Source organism: Candidatus Palauibacter sp., assembly GCF_965197445.1.
In the GTDB taxonomy this organism is placed as follows: domain Bacteria; phylum Gemmatimonadota; class Gemmatimonadetes; order Palauibacterales; family Palauibacteraceae; genus Palauibacter.
Genome location: NZ_CBDANE010000004.1, coordinates 201,935 through 216,638 on the forward strand (window position 1 = coordinate 201,935; position 14,704 = coordinate 216,638).

Annotated in this window: 9 protein-coding genes and 1 riboswitch; of the genes, 5 read left to right on the forward strand and 4 right to left on the reverse strand. The window is 68.0% G+C overall.

What is annotated here, in order from left to right:
- Positions 1-245 precede the first annotated feature (245 nt).
- A complete protein-coding gene (locus ACN9M6_RS04665; protein ID WP_419161757.1) occupies positions 246-3,044 on the reverse strand; it encodes a DUF5916 domain-containing protein in 2,799 nt (932 codons plus the stop codon).
- Positions 3,045-3,139: 95 nt separating this feature from the next.
- Positions 3,140-3,213: riboswitch (SAM riboswitch) on the forward strand.
- A 35-nt stretch (positions 3,214-3,248) separates the two neighbouring features.
- Between ACN9M6_RS04665 and metH the strand changes: the two genes are divergently transcribed.
- From metH to ACN9M6_RS04685, 4 genes are read left to right on the forward strand one after another with little or no spacing between them, the layout of a single operon-like run.
- Positions 3,249-6,983 carry a methionine synthase gene (gene metH, locus ACN9M6_RS04670; RefSeq protein ID WP_419161758.1) on the forward strand — a complete coding sequence of 1,245 codons (3,735 nt, stop codon included), beginning with the start codon at positions 3,249-3,251 and terminating at the stop codon, positions 6,981-6,983.
- On the forward strand, positions 6,980-8,860 hold the full coding sequence (locus ACN9M6_RS04675) for a bifunctional homocysteine S-methyltransferase/methylenetetrahydrofolate reductase (protein WP_419161759.1): 1,881 nt from the start codon (positions 6,980-6,982) through the stop codon (positions 8,858-8,860). The genes metH and ACN9M6_RS04675 overlap by 4 nt, the downstream gene beginning before the upstream one ends.
- A 39-nt stretch (positions 8,861-8,899) precedes the next feature.
- Positions 8,900-9,154 carry a type II toxin-antitoxin system Phd/YefM family antitoxin gene (locus tag ACN9M6_RS04680; RefSeq protein ID WP_419161760.1) on the forward strand — a complete coding sequence of 85 codons (255 nt, stop codon included), beginning with the start codon at positions 8,900-8,902 and terminating at the stop codon, positions 9,152-9,154.
- A 9-nt stretch (positions 9,155-9,163) separates the two neighbouring features.
- The gene (locus ACN9M6_RS04685) at positions 9,164-9,544 is read left to right on the forward strand and encodes a type II toxin-antitoxin system VapC family toxin (protein ID WP_419161761.1); all 381 of its coding nucleotides are present in this window, start codon (positions 9,164-9,166) and stop codon (positions 9,542-9,544) included.
- A gap of 110 nt (positions 9,545-9,654) precedes the next feature.
- Here the strand turns inward: ACN9M6_RS04685 and ACN9M6_RS04690 are convergent, their stop codons facing one another.
- Together ACN9M6_RS04690 and ACN9M6_RS04695 are read right to left on the reverse strand one after the other, a co-directional pair.
- On the reverse strand, positions 9,655-9,780 hold the full coding sequence (locus ACN9M6_RS04690; protein ID WP_419161762.1) for a hypothetical protein: 126 nt from the start codon (positions 9,778-9,780) through the stop codon (positions 9,655-9,657).
- A gap of 62 nt (positions 9,781-9,842) precedes the next feature.
- Entirely contained in the window at positions 9,843-12,137 is a 2,295-nt protein-coding gene (locus ACN9M6_RS04695) for a tetratricopeptide repeat protein (protein ID WP_419161763.1), read from the reverse strand.
- Positions 12,138-12,333: 196 nt separating this feature from the next.
- Between ACN9M6_RS04695 and ACN9M6_RS04700 the strand changes: the two genes are divergently transcribed.
- A complete protein-coding gene (locus ACN9M6_RS04700) occupies positions 12,334-13,755 on the forward strand; it encodes an amidase (RefSeq protein ID WP_419161764.1) in 1,422 nt (473 codons plus the stop codon).
- Here the strand turns inward: ACN9M6_RS04700 and pheA are convergent.
- Complete coding sequence (gene pheA, locus ACN9M6_RS04705) at positions 13,725-14,597, reverse strand: prephenate dehydratase (protein WP_419161765.1); 873 nt, start codon at positions 14,595-14,597, stop codon at positions 13,725-13,727. The two genes, ACN9M6_RS04700 and pheA, sit on opposite strands and share 31 nt — an antisense overlap.
- Positions 14,598-14,704: the final 107 nt, after the last annotated feature.

The window sequence follows — 14,704 nt, forward strand, 5'->3', positions numbered from 1 at the left end:
ACAACCGACCCAACAACCTGCAACCCGACAGCCCGTGACAAAACCCCGCGTCAGCGCCGAGAGCGGTGAGGCGCGCGCCTGACAAGGCGCGACGAGGGAGCATGGCAGCGCCATGTAACCGAGGAGCAACGCAGAGCGCAGCGGTTCAGGCGGGATGCATCGCCGCTCGAACGCAGTGGGGCGTTTGTCATGGGCTGTTGGCCCGTGACAAAACCCCGCGTCAGCGTCCGGAGGCCTGCCGGAGGTCAGATGGAGAGGTAGTGGCTCACCTTGACGATCAGGATGTTCTCGGCGGGCGTCGAGAAGAGTCCCCGGAAATCCCGATTCAAGTCGAAGTCTCCGAATGCCGCGCTCTCGCGCCGCGCGTGCTGCCACACGAGGAAGAGTTCCGACCCCGGGCGATACTCCCAGCGGAACACCGCGTTGCCGCGCAGCGAGCGGATGTTGAAGTCGCGGTCTCGAGTGGAGAAGTCCTGCGCGCCGTCACCGTCGATATCGAAGTAGCGCGTGCTGTCCCAGACGCAGGTCGTCCCGTCCGCGCATCCCATCACCGCCCCGTTCACGCGGAGGATCCGTCCCTCCGTGTAGTCGAGGAAATCGAACGATTCGGCCGCCCCGAGCTGTCGGTAGCCGAGATAGTCCCCCGATGAGAGCAGCGGCTGGGCGAAGAGCTGGAGGCTGAGGTCGGGCGTGAAGGACACGTTGAGCCGTGTGTCCATCGAAAACCGCGTCCGCTGGAGGTCGCCGAACACATACCGCGGGCCGTAGGTCGGCGCGTACCGCGACACGGTCGTGTTCGTCACGTACTGGGCCCCGTCCCGTGTGCTTGAATAGGTCGGGTTCACGGAAAACCGCCAGTTCGGGACGGGCCGGAAAGAGATGTTCAAGCCGGTGCTCATGTCGTGTCCGCGCCCGCGTCCCGCGATGCGGTAGGAGAAGCGGGGCGACACGTGGAACGCCCGGCTCCGGTCCGAGTTGGCGTCCAGACGGAAGTTCAACTCCGCCGGGTCCATCATGAGCGGCCCACCCCGCGTCTGCGTATCGGACTGGCCCTCGGGCGAGTACGAGACGTTCAGGTTCAGGCCCCAGTTGTTCAGAAAGGTGAACCGTCCGCTGAGCCACGCGGCCCCCGCGTCGTACGCACGGCGCCAGTTGGATCGAACGCGGATGTCGTCGAGAACGGAATGACGGAAATTGTGGTAGGTGAAAAGGCTTATATTATAGTTACGAAACAGGTTACCGGGTCTGATGTCCCGGTATCCGACGCGCGCGCCCACGTCGAGCCGTTCCCCCGAGGTCAGGAAACCGAAGTCGTTGACCTCGAAGCCGGGGGTCTGCTGGCCTGCCCAGGTGCCCCAGGTCCAATGCTCGCCCTCTTTCTCGAGCTGGACTCGCCAGTCGCTCCCGAACATCGACGTGGCGGTGGAGTCGATGGCGAGGTAGTCGGCGTCGGGACGCTGAAAGTAGTGGATCGGGTTGCGCTGCAGCCGGAGGAGCGCCGCGCTGGACCCCTGAACGAGGCTGCTTGAGTAGAAGCCCCACAGGCGAAAGTCGCGGCCACGGGATCCGCCCCACTGGTGCTCGAAGTCGACGCCGAAGCTGTAGGCATTCGAAGCGAGGAACTCGAAGGTCCCGTCGCCCGGCAGTTCCCGCCTGAGCCCGGTGCCCATGACGCCGATCTTGCTGGCGCCTCCGCGGAAGTCCTGTTGCAGTCTCACCACGGCATGCTCGGCCTGCGGCTCGGCCACGAACGCTCCCAGGGAATCGCTCTCCGCGAAGTACGCCTGTCCCGATTCTCGACCGGTCACGGCCGCCATCGCTCCGACGGAGAGACCGGCGTTCGTGCGGCCGGTCAGCTTCGCCGCCCCCAGGATCGAGGTGAGGTTGGGGGTCTCGCGATAGTCCGCGTCGTAGGGACCGTTGCCCCGCGGCTCTCGTCCGATCCGCCGGCTGAAGAAGAGCGCCTTGCCGCCGCCCATCCGACCGCCTCGCGAACCGGCGAAGGTGAAGATCTGGGCGTCGCGGACGAAGAAGGGGCGCTTCTCCGGGAAGAACGTCTCGAAAGCGGTGAGGTTGATGACCTCGGGATCCACTTCGACCTGTCCGAAGTCCGGGTAGACCGTCGCGTCGAGACTGAAGGCGGAACCGATCCCCATGCTCACGTCCACCCCGCCGCGCGGCTCCAGTTCGGTACCGTCGAAGAACGGGTTCCCGTTCTCCGCGGGGGCGGTGTGGTACTGTGAGACGGCAAACGGCCGGACCTCGACGCGACGGCTCGCACGCGTGAGCTGCAGCCCGTCGATCGTGCCGAACTGGCTCACCCGCCCGCGAGCGGTACGCGACTGAAGGGCGAAATAGTCGGTCTCGTTCGTCTCCAGGCGCCGGCGCTCGAAGTTGATGCCCCAGGTCTGCACGTCGGATCGGGCTTCGTAGCGGATCTGCGACAACGGAATCCGCAGCTCGACCGTCCACCCGAGGGCGTCGATCTCGACCGCCGAATCCCAGATCGCGTCCCAGTTTCCGTCCTCCTGGGTATCGCCGAAGAGGTACTTGTCGGTCTCCGCGCCCGCGGCACTGACCTCGAATTCGTAACCGGTCAGGCCGTCGCGGTTCGGATCGAGCGAGAGCTTGAACGAATCGAACGAGCCGCGCTCGTCGCGCCGCGTGAGACGCGCCCGGATCACGCTCGGGTCCGCTTCGTACATTCGGGCGGCGACGTAGATGGCGCGGTCGTCGAACACGACGCGGACTTCGGTGGGTTCCGAGGGTTCGGCACCCTCGAGGGGCACCCCCTGAACGAAGTCGGTGATGATGGGAGCGGGCTGCCACGCCGGATCGTCGAGCCGGCCGTCGATCGACAACGCGCCGGCCCGGCGCACGGCCTCGACGGCCGCCGGCGCCACGCCGCCCCTGAAGACGGTCGTAGCGGACACCGTGGACGGCGAGAGCGCGGATTCCTGCGCGGAAAGCCCCCACCCCGCCCCACTTATCACGAGAGCCGCGAGGGCGAACGCCGCGCGGCCCGCTCCGTATTCAGTCTGCATGTAAAGCCAAACACCGCCCTTCGCCGCGTTGTTTAACCGCCGCCGTTTTCGGTTTCGTCAGGGTCGCGGCGACGCTAGGTTTTGGGCGGCCGGGAGAATCCGGACGTGGTGATTTGAGGCGGATTGCAGCCACGATAAACAATCGCTAAAGAGCCACGCCCCGGCGCGATCTTTGGCGACAGGGCTTTTTTTGGAGTGAAGATCGTGTCCGAACGTCGTGAGACGCGCATCGCGCAGATCCAGGAGGCGCTCAAGGGGCGCATCCTGGTCATGGACGGCGGTACGGGCACGATGATCCAGAGCCTCGGCCTCGACGAGGCGGCCTACCATGCCGGTCCCCTGGCGGCCCACGACCGGCCCCTGTTCGGCAATCACGACGCGCTGTGCCTGACCCGGCCGGACGCCGTAGCGTCGCTTCACCGCGCGTACCTGGAGGCGGGCGCCGACTTCATCACGACGAACACCTTCAACGCGCAGGCCATCTCGCAGGCGGATTACGGCATTTCTCCCGAGCACGGCAACGCCTGCCTCATCCGGGAGATCAACGTCGCGGCGGCGAGGATCGCCCGTCGGGAAGCCGACGCGGCGACGCGGGCCGACCCCTCCCGGCCGCGGTTCGTGCTCGGGAGCATGGGGCCGACGAACCGGACGGCCTCGCTGTCGCCCGATGTGGAGAACCCGGCCTTCCGCGCCGTCTCCTTCGACGAACTGTCCTGCGCCTACCGGCAGCAGGCGGAGGGACTCCTCGAGGGGGGCGCGGATGTACTGCTGGTCGAGACTGTGTTCGACACGCTGAACGCCAAGGCCGCCATCTTCGGCATCCTGGAACTCGCCGCGGAGCGGAGCGAGACCGTCCCCATCGCCGTCTCCGGTACGATCACGGATCTGTCGGGACGCACGCTCTCCGGCCAGACGGTCGAAGCCTTCTGGCTCTCCATCCGGCACGCCGATCCGATCTTCGTCGGCCTCAACTGCGCGCTCGGGGCGGTGGAACTCGAACCGTACGTGGCGGAACTGGCCAGGGTCGCCGACGTGCCGGTGAGCTGCCATCCGAACGCCGGCCTTCCGAACGAATTCGGCGGCTACGACGATACTCCCGAGAACATGTCCGATTTGCTGGGCGACTTCGCGGACCGCGGGCTGCTCAACGTCGTCGGCGGGTGCTGCGGCACCGGCCCTGAGCATATCCGGGCCATCGCCGACCGAATGGAGGCGGCGCCCGCACGACGGATCCCTACGCCCGAACCGCTGCCCCGCTTTTCGGGTCTCGAGCCGCTGGTGATCCGGCCCGACACCCTGTTCGTCAACATCGGCGAACGCACGAACGTGACGGGTTCGGCCCGCTTCAGGCGCCTGATTCGGGACGACGCGTTCGACGAGGCGGTGGAGGTGGCGCGCGACCAGGTCCGCAACGGCGCGCAGCTGCTCGACGTGAACATGGACGAAGGGCTGCTCGACTCCGAAGCCGCCATGACCCGGTTCCTCAACCTGATCGCGGTGGAGCCGGACATCGCTCGCGTGCCGACGGTCATCGACTCCTCGCGCTGGGAGGTGATCGAAGCCGGACTCAAGTGCACGCAGGGCAAGGCCATCGTCAACTCGATCTCCCTCAAGGAGGGGGAAACGGTCTTTCTGGAGCAGGCGGCCCTGATCCGGCGCTACGGGGCGGGGGTCATCGTCATGGCCTTCGACGAGCAGGGGCAGGCCGATACGGTCGAGCGCAAGCTGGAGACCTGCCACCGGGCCTGGAACCTCCTGCTCGGCGCCGGCTTCCGGCCGGAAGAGATCATCTTCGATCCCAACGTGTTCGCCGTCGGCACCGGAATGGCGGAGCACGACGAGTATGGACTCGCCTTCATCGAGGCCGTTCGCCGGATCAAACAGGAGCTCCCCGGAGCGTCCACCAGCGGCGGAATCAGCAACATCTCCTTCTCCTGGCGGGGGAACGACGCGGTGCGCGAGGCGGTGCACACCGCTTTCCTGTACCACGCGATCGCGGCCGGCCTCGATATGGGGATCGTGAACGCCGGCCGGCTCCCGCTGTACGACGACATCGCACCCGAGCTTCTCGAGGCAGTGGAAGATGTGCTGCTCGCCCGGCGTCCCGACGCGACCGAGCGGCTGACGGATCTCGCCGGGCGGATCGGCGAACAGGGGGTGCGGACTCGCGTGGACGACGCCTGGCGGTCCCGGGGGGTCGAAGAGCGGCTCGAGCACGCGCTCGTGGAAGGGATCGTCGAATACATAGAGGAGGACGCCGAAGAAGCCCGTCTCGGGTACGCCCGCGCGCTCGAGGTCATCGAAGGGCCGCTGATGGCCGGAATGAACCGGGTCGGCGACCTGTTCGGCAGCGGCCGCATGTTCCTGCCGCAGGTGGTGAAATCAGCGCGCGTCATGAAGCGGGCCGTCGCGTTTCTCGTCCCGCACCTCGAGGCCGAGAAAGAGGCCGCCGGCGGCGCCGCGGCTCGCGGGCGGGGGAAGGGGACGATCCTCCTCGCCACGGTCAAGGGAGATGTGCACGACATCGGGAAGAACATCGTCGGCGTGGTGCTCGAGTGTAACGGCTACGACACCCTGGACCTCGGTGTCATGGCGCCCCCGGAGCGGATCCTCTCGGAGGCCCGGGCACATAGCGTGGACATTATCGGCCTGAGCGGTCTCATCACGCCGTCGCTGGACGAAATGGTGCGCGTGGCGAGCGAGATGGAGCGGCAGGGGTTCGAGGTGCCGCTGCTGATCGGGGGGGCCACGACCTCCCGGAAGCACACCGCCGTGAAGATCGAGGAGCGGTACTCGGGCGCGACGGTGCACGTGCTCGACGCGTCGAGGGCTGTCGGAGTGGTGGGGAAGCTGCTGAGCGATGACCGGCGGCCGGGGTTCATCGAGGAAACGCGCGCCGAATACCGGCGCGTACGCGAGGACTTCCGGGGCCGTCAGCGACCGCTCGCCTCGCTCGCGGGGGCGAGAGCGAACCGGCTTTCGATCGACGCGCGCCGGCCCGTCGTGACGCCTCGCGAGCCGGGGGTCCGCGTCTACGACCCGTTCCCGCTCGAGGAACTGGTCGACTACATCGATTGGACGCCTTTCTTCCAGGCCTGGGAGATGAAGGGGCGCTTCCCGGGTCTGCTCGATCATCCGGTGCGCGGCGAGGCGGCGCGTACGCTCTACGACGACGCCCGGCGGCTCCTCGACGGCATCATCCACGAGGGCACGCTGACGGCGCGCGCGATCGCGGGGCTGTATCCGGCGAATGCGCGCGGGGACGACATCGTCCTGTTCTCGCCCGAGAGCGGGCGCGAGCTGCTGACCGTGCCCCATCTCAGGCAGCAGATGGACCGGTCGTCGGGCCCCAACGTCTGTCTCGCGGATTTCGTCGCGCAGGAATCGAGTGGTGTCGCAGACTGGAGCGGAGGGTTCGCGGTCACGGCCGGGATCGGGCTCGAGCGGCTATGCGCGCGCTTCGAGGCCGAGTTGGACGACTACCAGAGCCTCCTGGCCAAATCACTCGCCGACCGGCTGGCGGAGGCGCTGGCCGAGCGCCTGCACGAGATCGTGCGGAGCGAACTGTGGGGGTACGCGCCCGACGAGAAGCTGGGCAACGAGGAACGGATCGCCGAGAAGTACGTCGGGATCCGGCCCGCGCCCGGTTATCCCGCCTGCCCCGACCATTCACAGAAAGCGCTGCTGTTCGACCTGCTCGACGTGGAGCGGCGTCTCGGAATCTCGCTCACGGAGAACTACGCCATGCTGCCGACCGCCTCGGTGAGCGGGTGGTACTTCGCGCGACCGGAAGCGCGGTACTTCGGTCTGGGCCGCATCGGCCGCGACCAGGTGGAGGACTACGCGGCGCGGAGCGGGATCTCGCTCGAAGAGGCGGAGGCACGGCTGTCGCCGAACCTGGCGTACGACCGCGCTGTCGTGCTGGAGGCAGCGGGATGAGCGTTCGGCTGCGGGGATGGATCGAGGGAGATGCCGTCCATGTCATCGACGGCGCGATGGGTACGGTGCTCTATCAGCGCGGCGTGTTCGTCAACCAGTGCTACGACGAACTCAATCTGACGCAGCCCGACCTGGTCCTCGGGGTCCACGCCGACTATGTGCGCGCCGGGGCGCAGTTGATCGAGACGAACACGTTCGGGGCGAACCCGGTCAAGCTCGAGGCGTTCGGTCTGGACGGCTCCACCGGCGAAATCAACGTGGCGGCCGCGCGGCTGGCGCGGCAGGCGGCGGGTGAGCGGGCGGAGGTGCTGGGGGCGATCGGACCGCTCGGCATCCGGATCGAGCCGTGGGGCCCTACTTCAGTCGACGAGGCCGCGGCGCTGTTCGAACGGCAGGTGACCGGCCTCGCGGAGGGCGGGGTCGATGGCTTCATGCTCGAGACGTTCTCCGATGTCGACGAACTGCTTCAGGCGCTGCGGGCGGTACGGCGCGTGGCCGGCGACGCACCCGTCTTCGCGCAGATGACGTTCGGCGAGGAGGGCTACACGGCGTACGGCGCGCCGGTCGAGGCGGCGGCGCGAGCGCTGGACGAAGCCGGGGCGGACGTGATCGGGCTCAACTGCTCGGTGGGGCCGTCGGCCATGCTGTTCGGGATCGAACGCATGGTGGCGGCCGCGGAACGTCCCGTCTCGGCGCTGCCCAACGCGGGGCTGCCGCGCGACATCGGCGACCGGAAGATCTACCTCGCAAGCCCGGAGTACATGGCCCGGTACGCGCGGCGCATGGCCGAGGCCGGGGCCCGCTTCGTGGGGGGCTGCTGTGGCACGGGGCCCGAGCATACGCGTCTGACGGCGACGCTGCTCGGGACGAACTCGCACGAGCCGGTGCGAGTGGCGGTCGCCCAGCCGGCCGAACCGGGCGGCGACCCCGCCCCCGAGCCGCCACCGCTTGCCGACCGCTCGGCCCTCGGACGGAGATTGGCCGCGGGTCGTTTCGTCCGCGCCGTCGAGGTCACGCCGCCGCACGGGTGGGATCCGAGCGAGCTGCTGGCGGGCGCCCGCCGCCTCCGCGACGCGGGCGTGCACACCGTCCACATCGTCGACGGTCTCGCCCACCGGAGCCGGATCGCATCACTGCCCGCCGCCATCGTCATCGAACGCGAGCTGGGCATCGAGACGGTCCCACACTACAGCTGCCGCGACCGCAACATGCTCGGCATGCTGAGCGATCTCCTCGGCGCCGCGGCTGCCGGTCTCCGCAACCTGCTGCTCATCACCGGCGATCCGCCCCGCGGCGGCCCCTACGACACCGGGGGCGTGTACGACATCGACAGCATCGGCCTCACGAACGTCGTCCGGCAGTTGAACCTCGGGCTCGACCCAGGCGGCAGTTCGATCGGCTCCCCCACCTCGTTCGTGAAGGGTGTGGCCGTGAACCCCGGCGCTCTCGATCCGGAAGAGGAGATCCGCCGCCTGGCCTGGAAAGCCGAGGCGGGAGCGGATTTTGCGGTCACGCAGCCGGCTTTCGATCCCGAGGCGTTCCTCGCCTTCGCCCGCACGATCGAGGAGTTCGGCGTGCCGATCCTCGTCGGCCTGTGGCCCCCGCTCTCACTGGAGAACGCGGAGTTCCTGGCCCATGAGGTGCCCGGCGTCGACGTTCCGACCGCCGTTCTGGACCGCATGGCCGCAGCCCAGAACCGGGGAGGGGAGGCGGCCGCTCGCGAGGGCATCGCCATCGCCCGCGAGATGCTGGACGCCGTACGCGCCCACGTGGCCGGCGCTCTCGTCAGCAGCCCCGGCGACCAGGTCGACCGCGCCGCCGCCGTGTTGATTGATGGTGAGCTTGATACCGGCGAGGACCTTGACACGACCCTCTGATCGGATGAGACTTAGTCGGACTTAGCCAAGGCGGGCTCGATGGTGAAAGTGAACATGCACGAAGCCAAGTCACAGCTCTCTCGCCTCGGCAGGCTGGCTTGGGCGGGCGAGGAGATCGTCATCGCGAGAGCCGGTGAGCCGTACCTGCGGCTGGAGCCGTACCGGGAGCCTGTGCGGGAACGGAAGCTTGGTGGGCTGGAGGGACAGATCCGGCTGTCCGAAGACTTCGACGAACCCGATCAGGAACTCATGGTGCTGATGGAAAGCTCGAAGATCTTCCCGGACGAGGACTAGCGGCCGCCTGTGAGCCGTCTCCTTCTGGACACGCATGTGTTCCTGTGGTGTCTGTCCGATGTCGCGCGGATTTCGGATCTTGCCCGCTCCGCGATCGTCGATCCCCGCAACCAAGTCTTTGTCAGCGCGATCACGGGGTGGGAAATCCAGGCCAAGAGAGCGAAGGGACGCCTCGACGCCCCCGAAGGCCTGTCCACGCTGGTAAAGAAGAGAGGATTCACGCATCTACCGCTGGAGTTCCGGCATGCCGAAGAGGCGGCCCGGCTCCCGGTTTTGCACCGCGATCCGTTTGATCGGTTCCTGGTCGCCCAGGCTCGCGTGGAGGGGCTGACGCTCGTGACGAGGGACCGCCGCGTTCTCCAATACGACGTCCCCACGATGGCCATTTGAGGAGCCACGCAGTTGTAAAGTAATCCTTGACCACTCGCGCCGCGCGATGTGCCAACGTGTAAGCAATGCTTACAGGTTCGAACCGCCCCTCAGGCGCCCCCGCGCCAAGGTCAGGCGATCCGGCCGGAGTGCAGCGGGAGCGCCTCGGCCGCACCAACGAAGAATGCTACGTGGCCCTCCTCGTGGTCGTCGAGAAGCTTTGAGGGAATGTCGGGGTCGTTCTTGAGAAATTGCATTGTCTCCGAATCGGCTGTGGTTCCTGGGCTGATTGAGGCGGCCAGTGCCTGGCCCGTCGGCCTCAGTTGTCGAGTTCGGCGAGCAAGGCGCGGGCCTCGCGGGCGGGCTCGAACGCTTCGTCGGCGGACTCCCACGCAGCGAGTGCGCTCCGCAGGTGCTCCACCGCGCCAGAGGCGTCACCTCGGGCTTCCAGCACCAGGGCCATCTCCAGGTGCGCCCGCGGATCGGCCGGTCTGAGGCGCAGCGCTTCCCTCAACTCCTCTTCGGCTTCGTCCGGACGGCCCGCCTTCCGCAGCGCCCGTCCGGTTCGGCGGTGTAAGTTGCGGCCGGGATCCTGCGCCATCGCATCCCGGTAGTTCGCGACGGCCGCGTCGTAGTTCCCGTCGAGTTCTTCGATCCGCCCCAGGTCGCCGGTCAGGGCGGGGCGCAGCACGCCGAAATCCGCCGCTTCCATCGCGTCGAGCGCGGCGTGGTGAGCGCCTCGGGCCGCGTCGATGTCCTCCGCCCCGAGGGCGATATGAACCTGCCAGTGGGGGACGTGGTACTCGCTCAACGGCGGCTGAAGCTGAGAACGCAGCTCTTCGAACAGGGCGACGGCGTCATCGTACCGGCCCGCATCGAGATAAAGGTCGATGTCGGAGAACCGGCGCTGAACGACCTGCATCGGCGTCTCCGCCGCGGAGATCTCGTCGAACCAGGCGTCGGCCATCCCGATCGCTTCTTCCATCTGTCCACGCAACCTGTAGTACTCCCGCAGACCCTCCAGGGCGGCGGCCCTCTGCACCGGCGTGCGAGCCGCCTCCAGCGCCCCCTCATACCCCGAGAGAGCGCTCTCGAACTCCCCCACACCAAGGTCCAGCGAAGCGAGTTCGCCCAGCAGTTCCGGCATCCGGGGCTCCATGATGATGGCCCGGTCCAGATAGTCGCGCGCGCTGTCGTGATCACCGCGCCTCCGCTGAATCCGGGCCAGGTCCAGGTAGCCGCTGTAGTCCTCCGGAAACCTCTCCACGTATTGCCCGAGCGCCTCCAGCGCCCGGTCGATGTCCCCGAGTTCCACGTGCGCCTGGGCCAGAGCCCTGAGCAGAGAATGTTCGGTCGGATTCAGCCGGTACAGCGTCCCGAGTGTCCCGACCATTTCCTTCCAATCTCCCCTCAGCAGCTGCACCCCGATGTATTTTCGGAGGGCCGCCGGATCCTCGGGATGGAGTTCGGCCCACATCTCGAGGACGGCCCACGCCTTCTCCGGCTGCTGCATCATGAAGTAGTAGTCCGACTTGATCCCGAAGCGCATGCGTTCCGGGAGCCGGTAGAGGTGGTCCATAGCCGCCTGAATCGGGGCGACGGCTTCCCCCGGCCGGTTGGCGGCGAGCAGCCCCACCGACAACTGGTATTGCGCCATGGTAAAGGTGGGATCGAGGGCAGTCGCAGCGCGCAGCCCCTCTAGGCCGGCCTCCAGATCCGGCGGATCGGCGAGCAGCTTCGCATAACTCTGACCGACGAGTTCCCACGCCGCGTCATTCCCGGTCAGCCGTTCCCGAACCGGGAGGTCTTCGATGTCGTCGCGGTCGGGGATCTCCAGCGCGTCCGCGAGCGTCTCCGACATCTCGTCGACGAGCGCCAGAAAGTCAGGTCCCTCGTGGACCGTTTCGCTGGCGGGCGACCCGCTCCCCGTCTCGTAGAGGGAGAGCGTCACGCGGTACCGGCCTTCCACCCTGTCGACTGTGCCGGCGGCTATGAACGCGGCGTGAAAGTCCTCAGCGACTTCGCGCTTCAGCGCCAGGGGGACGTCGAGCAGGGCGGGAAACCCGAGTTCCATCAGGCGCTGGCGGAACGCGTTGAAAGAGAGCGGCTCGAAGAAGTCGTCCGCGGCGAGATCCAACTCGAGCACCGTCGGCGTCATGTACGTGAGCCAGGCCTCGTCCTCGCCCAGGCCTGGTCCCGCGTCGAACGGGAAGAGGGCCGTCCGCTTGCGGAACTCCGGCTTCGGCACGACGCGCTCGACGGTCTCGCCGTCCTCCGTCTCGACGGAGACGGAGGTGGTCGCCGCGCCGAGGTCCGAGCCACCGAAGAGGAGGAAGAGGGCCCCCACCGCGACGACGAGGTTCGCCGGAATCCCGATCTTTTCGGCCAGCGGCACCTCGTCCCGCCCCTGCCGGCCGTGGAACCAGGCGATCATGACCACGGTAGGCACGAGCAACAGGAGCACGGTCATGACCACTCGCGTCCAGTGAGGAGAGAGGAGAAAGTCCTCGACGATGAAGTTGACGAACTCGACCATTCCCCACGACGCGCCTGCGTAGATGGCGAGCACCTGTGGAACGCGGCGCTCGAACAGTTGCCTGGCCAGACCCACCATCAGGAAAACTCCTTTACGAATGCGACGAACACGAACAATCTACACGCGCGGCGTCGCGGCGCATCGCGGCCGCCGATATCGACCGACCAATGGGGGAAATCATGGATAGATGCGGATCGAATTCCGCCAGAAACCTCACCGCGGCGGCCCTGCTGGGGGCGGCCGTTCTGGCCGGAGCTACATCAACTCTCACGCGATGAGACGGCCGTCGATTCGGCAGGTGGCGTCGGATGTCCGGCACGGGCGTGACGCAGCCCGCCGGGAGGTCGAGGCGGCGATTCGGCGCCGCGAGGCCAGCGATCTGGGCGCGTACATCGTCTTCGACGCCGAGGCGGCCCGGCGGCAGGCCGACGCGGTCGACCGGACGGCTTCCCTCGGCGAGGATCCGGGTCCCCTCGCGGGCATCACGGTCTCGGTCAAGGACCTTTACGCCCTCGACGGCTATCCCCTGCGCGCGGGGACAAAGCGGCCGCTCCCGGCCTGGCCCGAGGGCTTCCTCGTGCGGGCGCTGCGCCGGCTGGGCGCCGTGATCACCGGGAAGACGCACACCGTCGAGTTCGCGTTCGGAGCGGTCGGGCTCAACCCTAACACGGGAACCCCCGTCAACCCGTGGGATCCCGTCGAGCACCGGGCCCCCGGCGGCTCATCCGCGGGTGCGGGCGTAAGCCTGTGGGAAGGATCGGCGCGGATCGCGCTCGGCTCCGACACGGGGGGCTCGATCCGCATCCCCGCGTCCGCGACCGGCGTGGTGGGCCTGCGCCCCACGACGGGCCGCTGGCCGACGACGGGCGTGGTCCCCCTCAGCACGACGCTCGACACGGTGGGACTGCTCGCCCACACGGTGGAGGACCTGCGCTACGCCTTCCGCGCCATAGACCCGCTCGCCGGAGGCAACCGCGAAGGCGCGGATTCGGCTCTGGAGGAGGTGTCGGGACTGCGGATCGGGGTCCCCGCGTCCCGTTTGTGGACGGATGCGGACTCCGGGATCGCGGCCGTAGTCGAGCGCGCCGTGGCCGAACTCGGTGAGGCGGGCGCCACGGTTCTCGAGATCGACGTGCCCGAACTCGACGAGGCCGGAGAGCGCTACTTCGCCGGCGAGATCGTGCAGCCGGAGTTTCTGGAGTTCCTCGAGCGCGAACTGCCGGAGTGGATTCCGCTTCTGCACGCGATCGTCGGAAAGCGGCTGGGAGCGGCGGGCAAGGTGCGGGCGCTCGACTATGTAGCCGCCCTCCAGCAGCGCCGCCGTCTCTCGGCCAGCGTCCACGCCCGAATGGCCTCGGAGCGCATCGACTGTCTCGCTACGCCTACCCTGCCCATCGCGCCGCCGCCGCTCGCGGTCCTCGCCCGACTCGCGGCCTACCGTGACGCCAACCGCGCCATGCTCTCCGGGACGTGTCCCGCCAGCATGTTGGACCTGTGCGCCATCACGCTTCCCGCCGGGCTGGACGATGAGGGGATGCCCGTTGGACTCCAGCTGATGGGCCCCGCCGGAGGGGACCTGGCCCTCCTCGCGCAGGCAGCCGCCGTGGAAGCGGTGCTGGGTACGAACCTGTCGCGGCTCGGTACCCCACCGCGGCTCTCGGAGCGTTACGACTCCGGACCGAAGGCCCGCGGGTAGGAACCGAGGATCTTGAAGGAGGACGTGCGGACGCGGATGCTCTCGAGGGCCTCCGCCACAACGGGATCTTCGCGGTGTCCCGCCATGTCGATGAGAAAGATGTACTGTCCGAGACTGCTCCTCGCGGGTCGCGACTCGATCTTGAACATGTTGATCCGCCGGTCCGCCAACTCTCCGAGTACGCCGTGGAGCGTGCCCGGGCCGTCGGCCGAAAAGTCGAAGCAGATCGAGGTCTTGTCCCTCCCCGTCGCCTCGTGATCCTCGCGCCCCAGCACGACGAACCGAGTGCGGTTGCCGGAGATGTCCTCGATGCGGGACGCCCGGACGACGGCCCCGAGGACGTGTGCGGCACGGTGGCTCGATATGGCGGCCGCGGTCCTCCCCCCGGCCTTCATGTCCCGAACGGCGCTCACCGTGCTCAGCGAAGCCATCGGTTCCGCCCGAGGAAGGTGCCGCCCGAGGTAGCCCCGGCACTGGGCGATCGCCTGCGGGTGGGAATAGACGACCCGCACCTCTTCCAGCGGGACATCTTGCGCCGTGAGCAGGCAGTGGTGGATCGGGAGAACCAATTCCCGCCGGATCTTGAGGTCCGTGTGATGCACGAGAAGGTCGGTCGTCAGCGTGACGGCGCCTTCCGTGCTGTTCTCGAGCGGGACGATCGCTTCGTCGACCTCGCCGGCCCCCGCCGCCCGCACGACCCCGGAGATGTCGCCGAACGCGACGTGCACCGCGGCGGGATCATACTCCACCGCAGCCTGCTCGCTGAACGTCCCCGGCGGCCCGAGATAGCCGACCCTGATCCGCGCGGCCCCGCTCCGCCGGCCGGCTTCTATCGCCGGCATGTTCGCCGATTCTCGGTATCCCGCATCCACAGAAGATACGGCAACGGCGGGGAGGCGGTGCAAGCCGCTTTCGGTCGGCGGGCGGGGGATCCGCGCGAGTCCGACGC

Bases quoted from the DNA above. Each gene is read 5' to 3' on its own strand.
- ACN9M6_RS04700 (WP_419161764.1), top strand. From the start codon at position 12,334: ATGAGACGGCCGTCGATTCGGCAGGTGGCGTCGGATGTCCGGCACGGG.
- ACN9M6_RS04690 (WP_419161762.1), bottom strand. From the start codon at position 9,780: ATGCAATTTCTCAAGAACGACCCCGACATTCCCTCAAAGCTTCTCGAC.
- ACN9M6_RS04675 (WP_419161759.1), top strand. From the start codon at position 6,980: ATGAGCGTTCGGCTGCGGGGATGGATCGAGGGAGATGCCGTCCATGTC.
- ACN9M6_RS04680 (WP_419161760.1), top strand. From the start codon at position 8,900: ATGGTGAAAGTGAACATGCACGAAGCCAAGTCACAGCTCTCTCGCCTC.
- ACN9M6_RS04665 (WP_419161757.1), bottom strand. From the start codon at position 3,044: ATGCAGACTGAATACGGAGCGGGCCGCGCGGCGTTCGCCCTCGCGGCT.
- pheA (WP_419161765.1), bottom strand. From the start codon at position 14,597: ATGCCGGCGATAGAAGCCGGCCGGCGGAGCGGGGCCGCGCGGATCAGG.
- ACN9M6_RS04695 (WP_419161763.1), bottom strand. From the start codon at position 12,137: ATGGTGGGTCTGGCCAGGCAACTGTTCGAGCGCCGCGTTCCACAGGTG.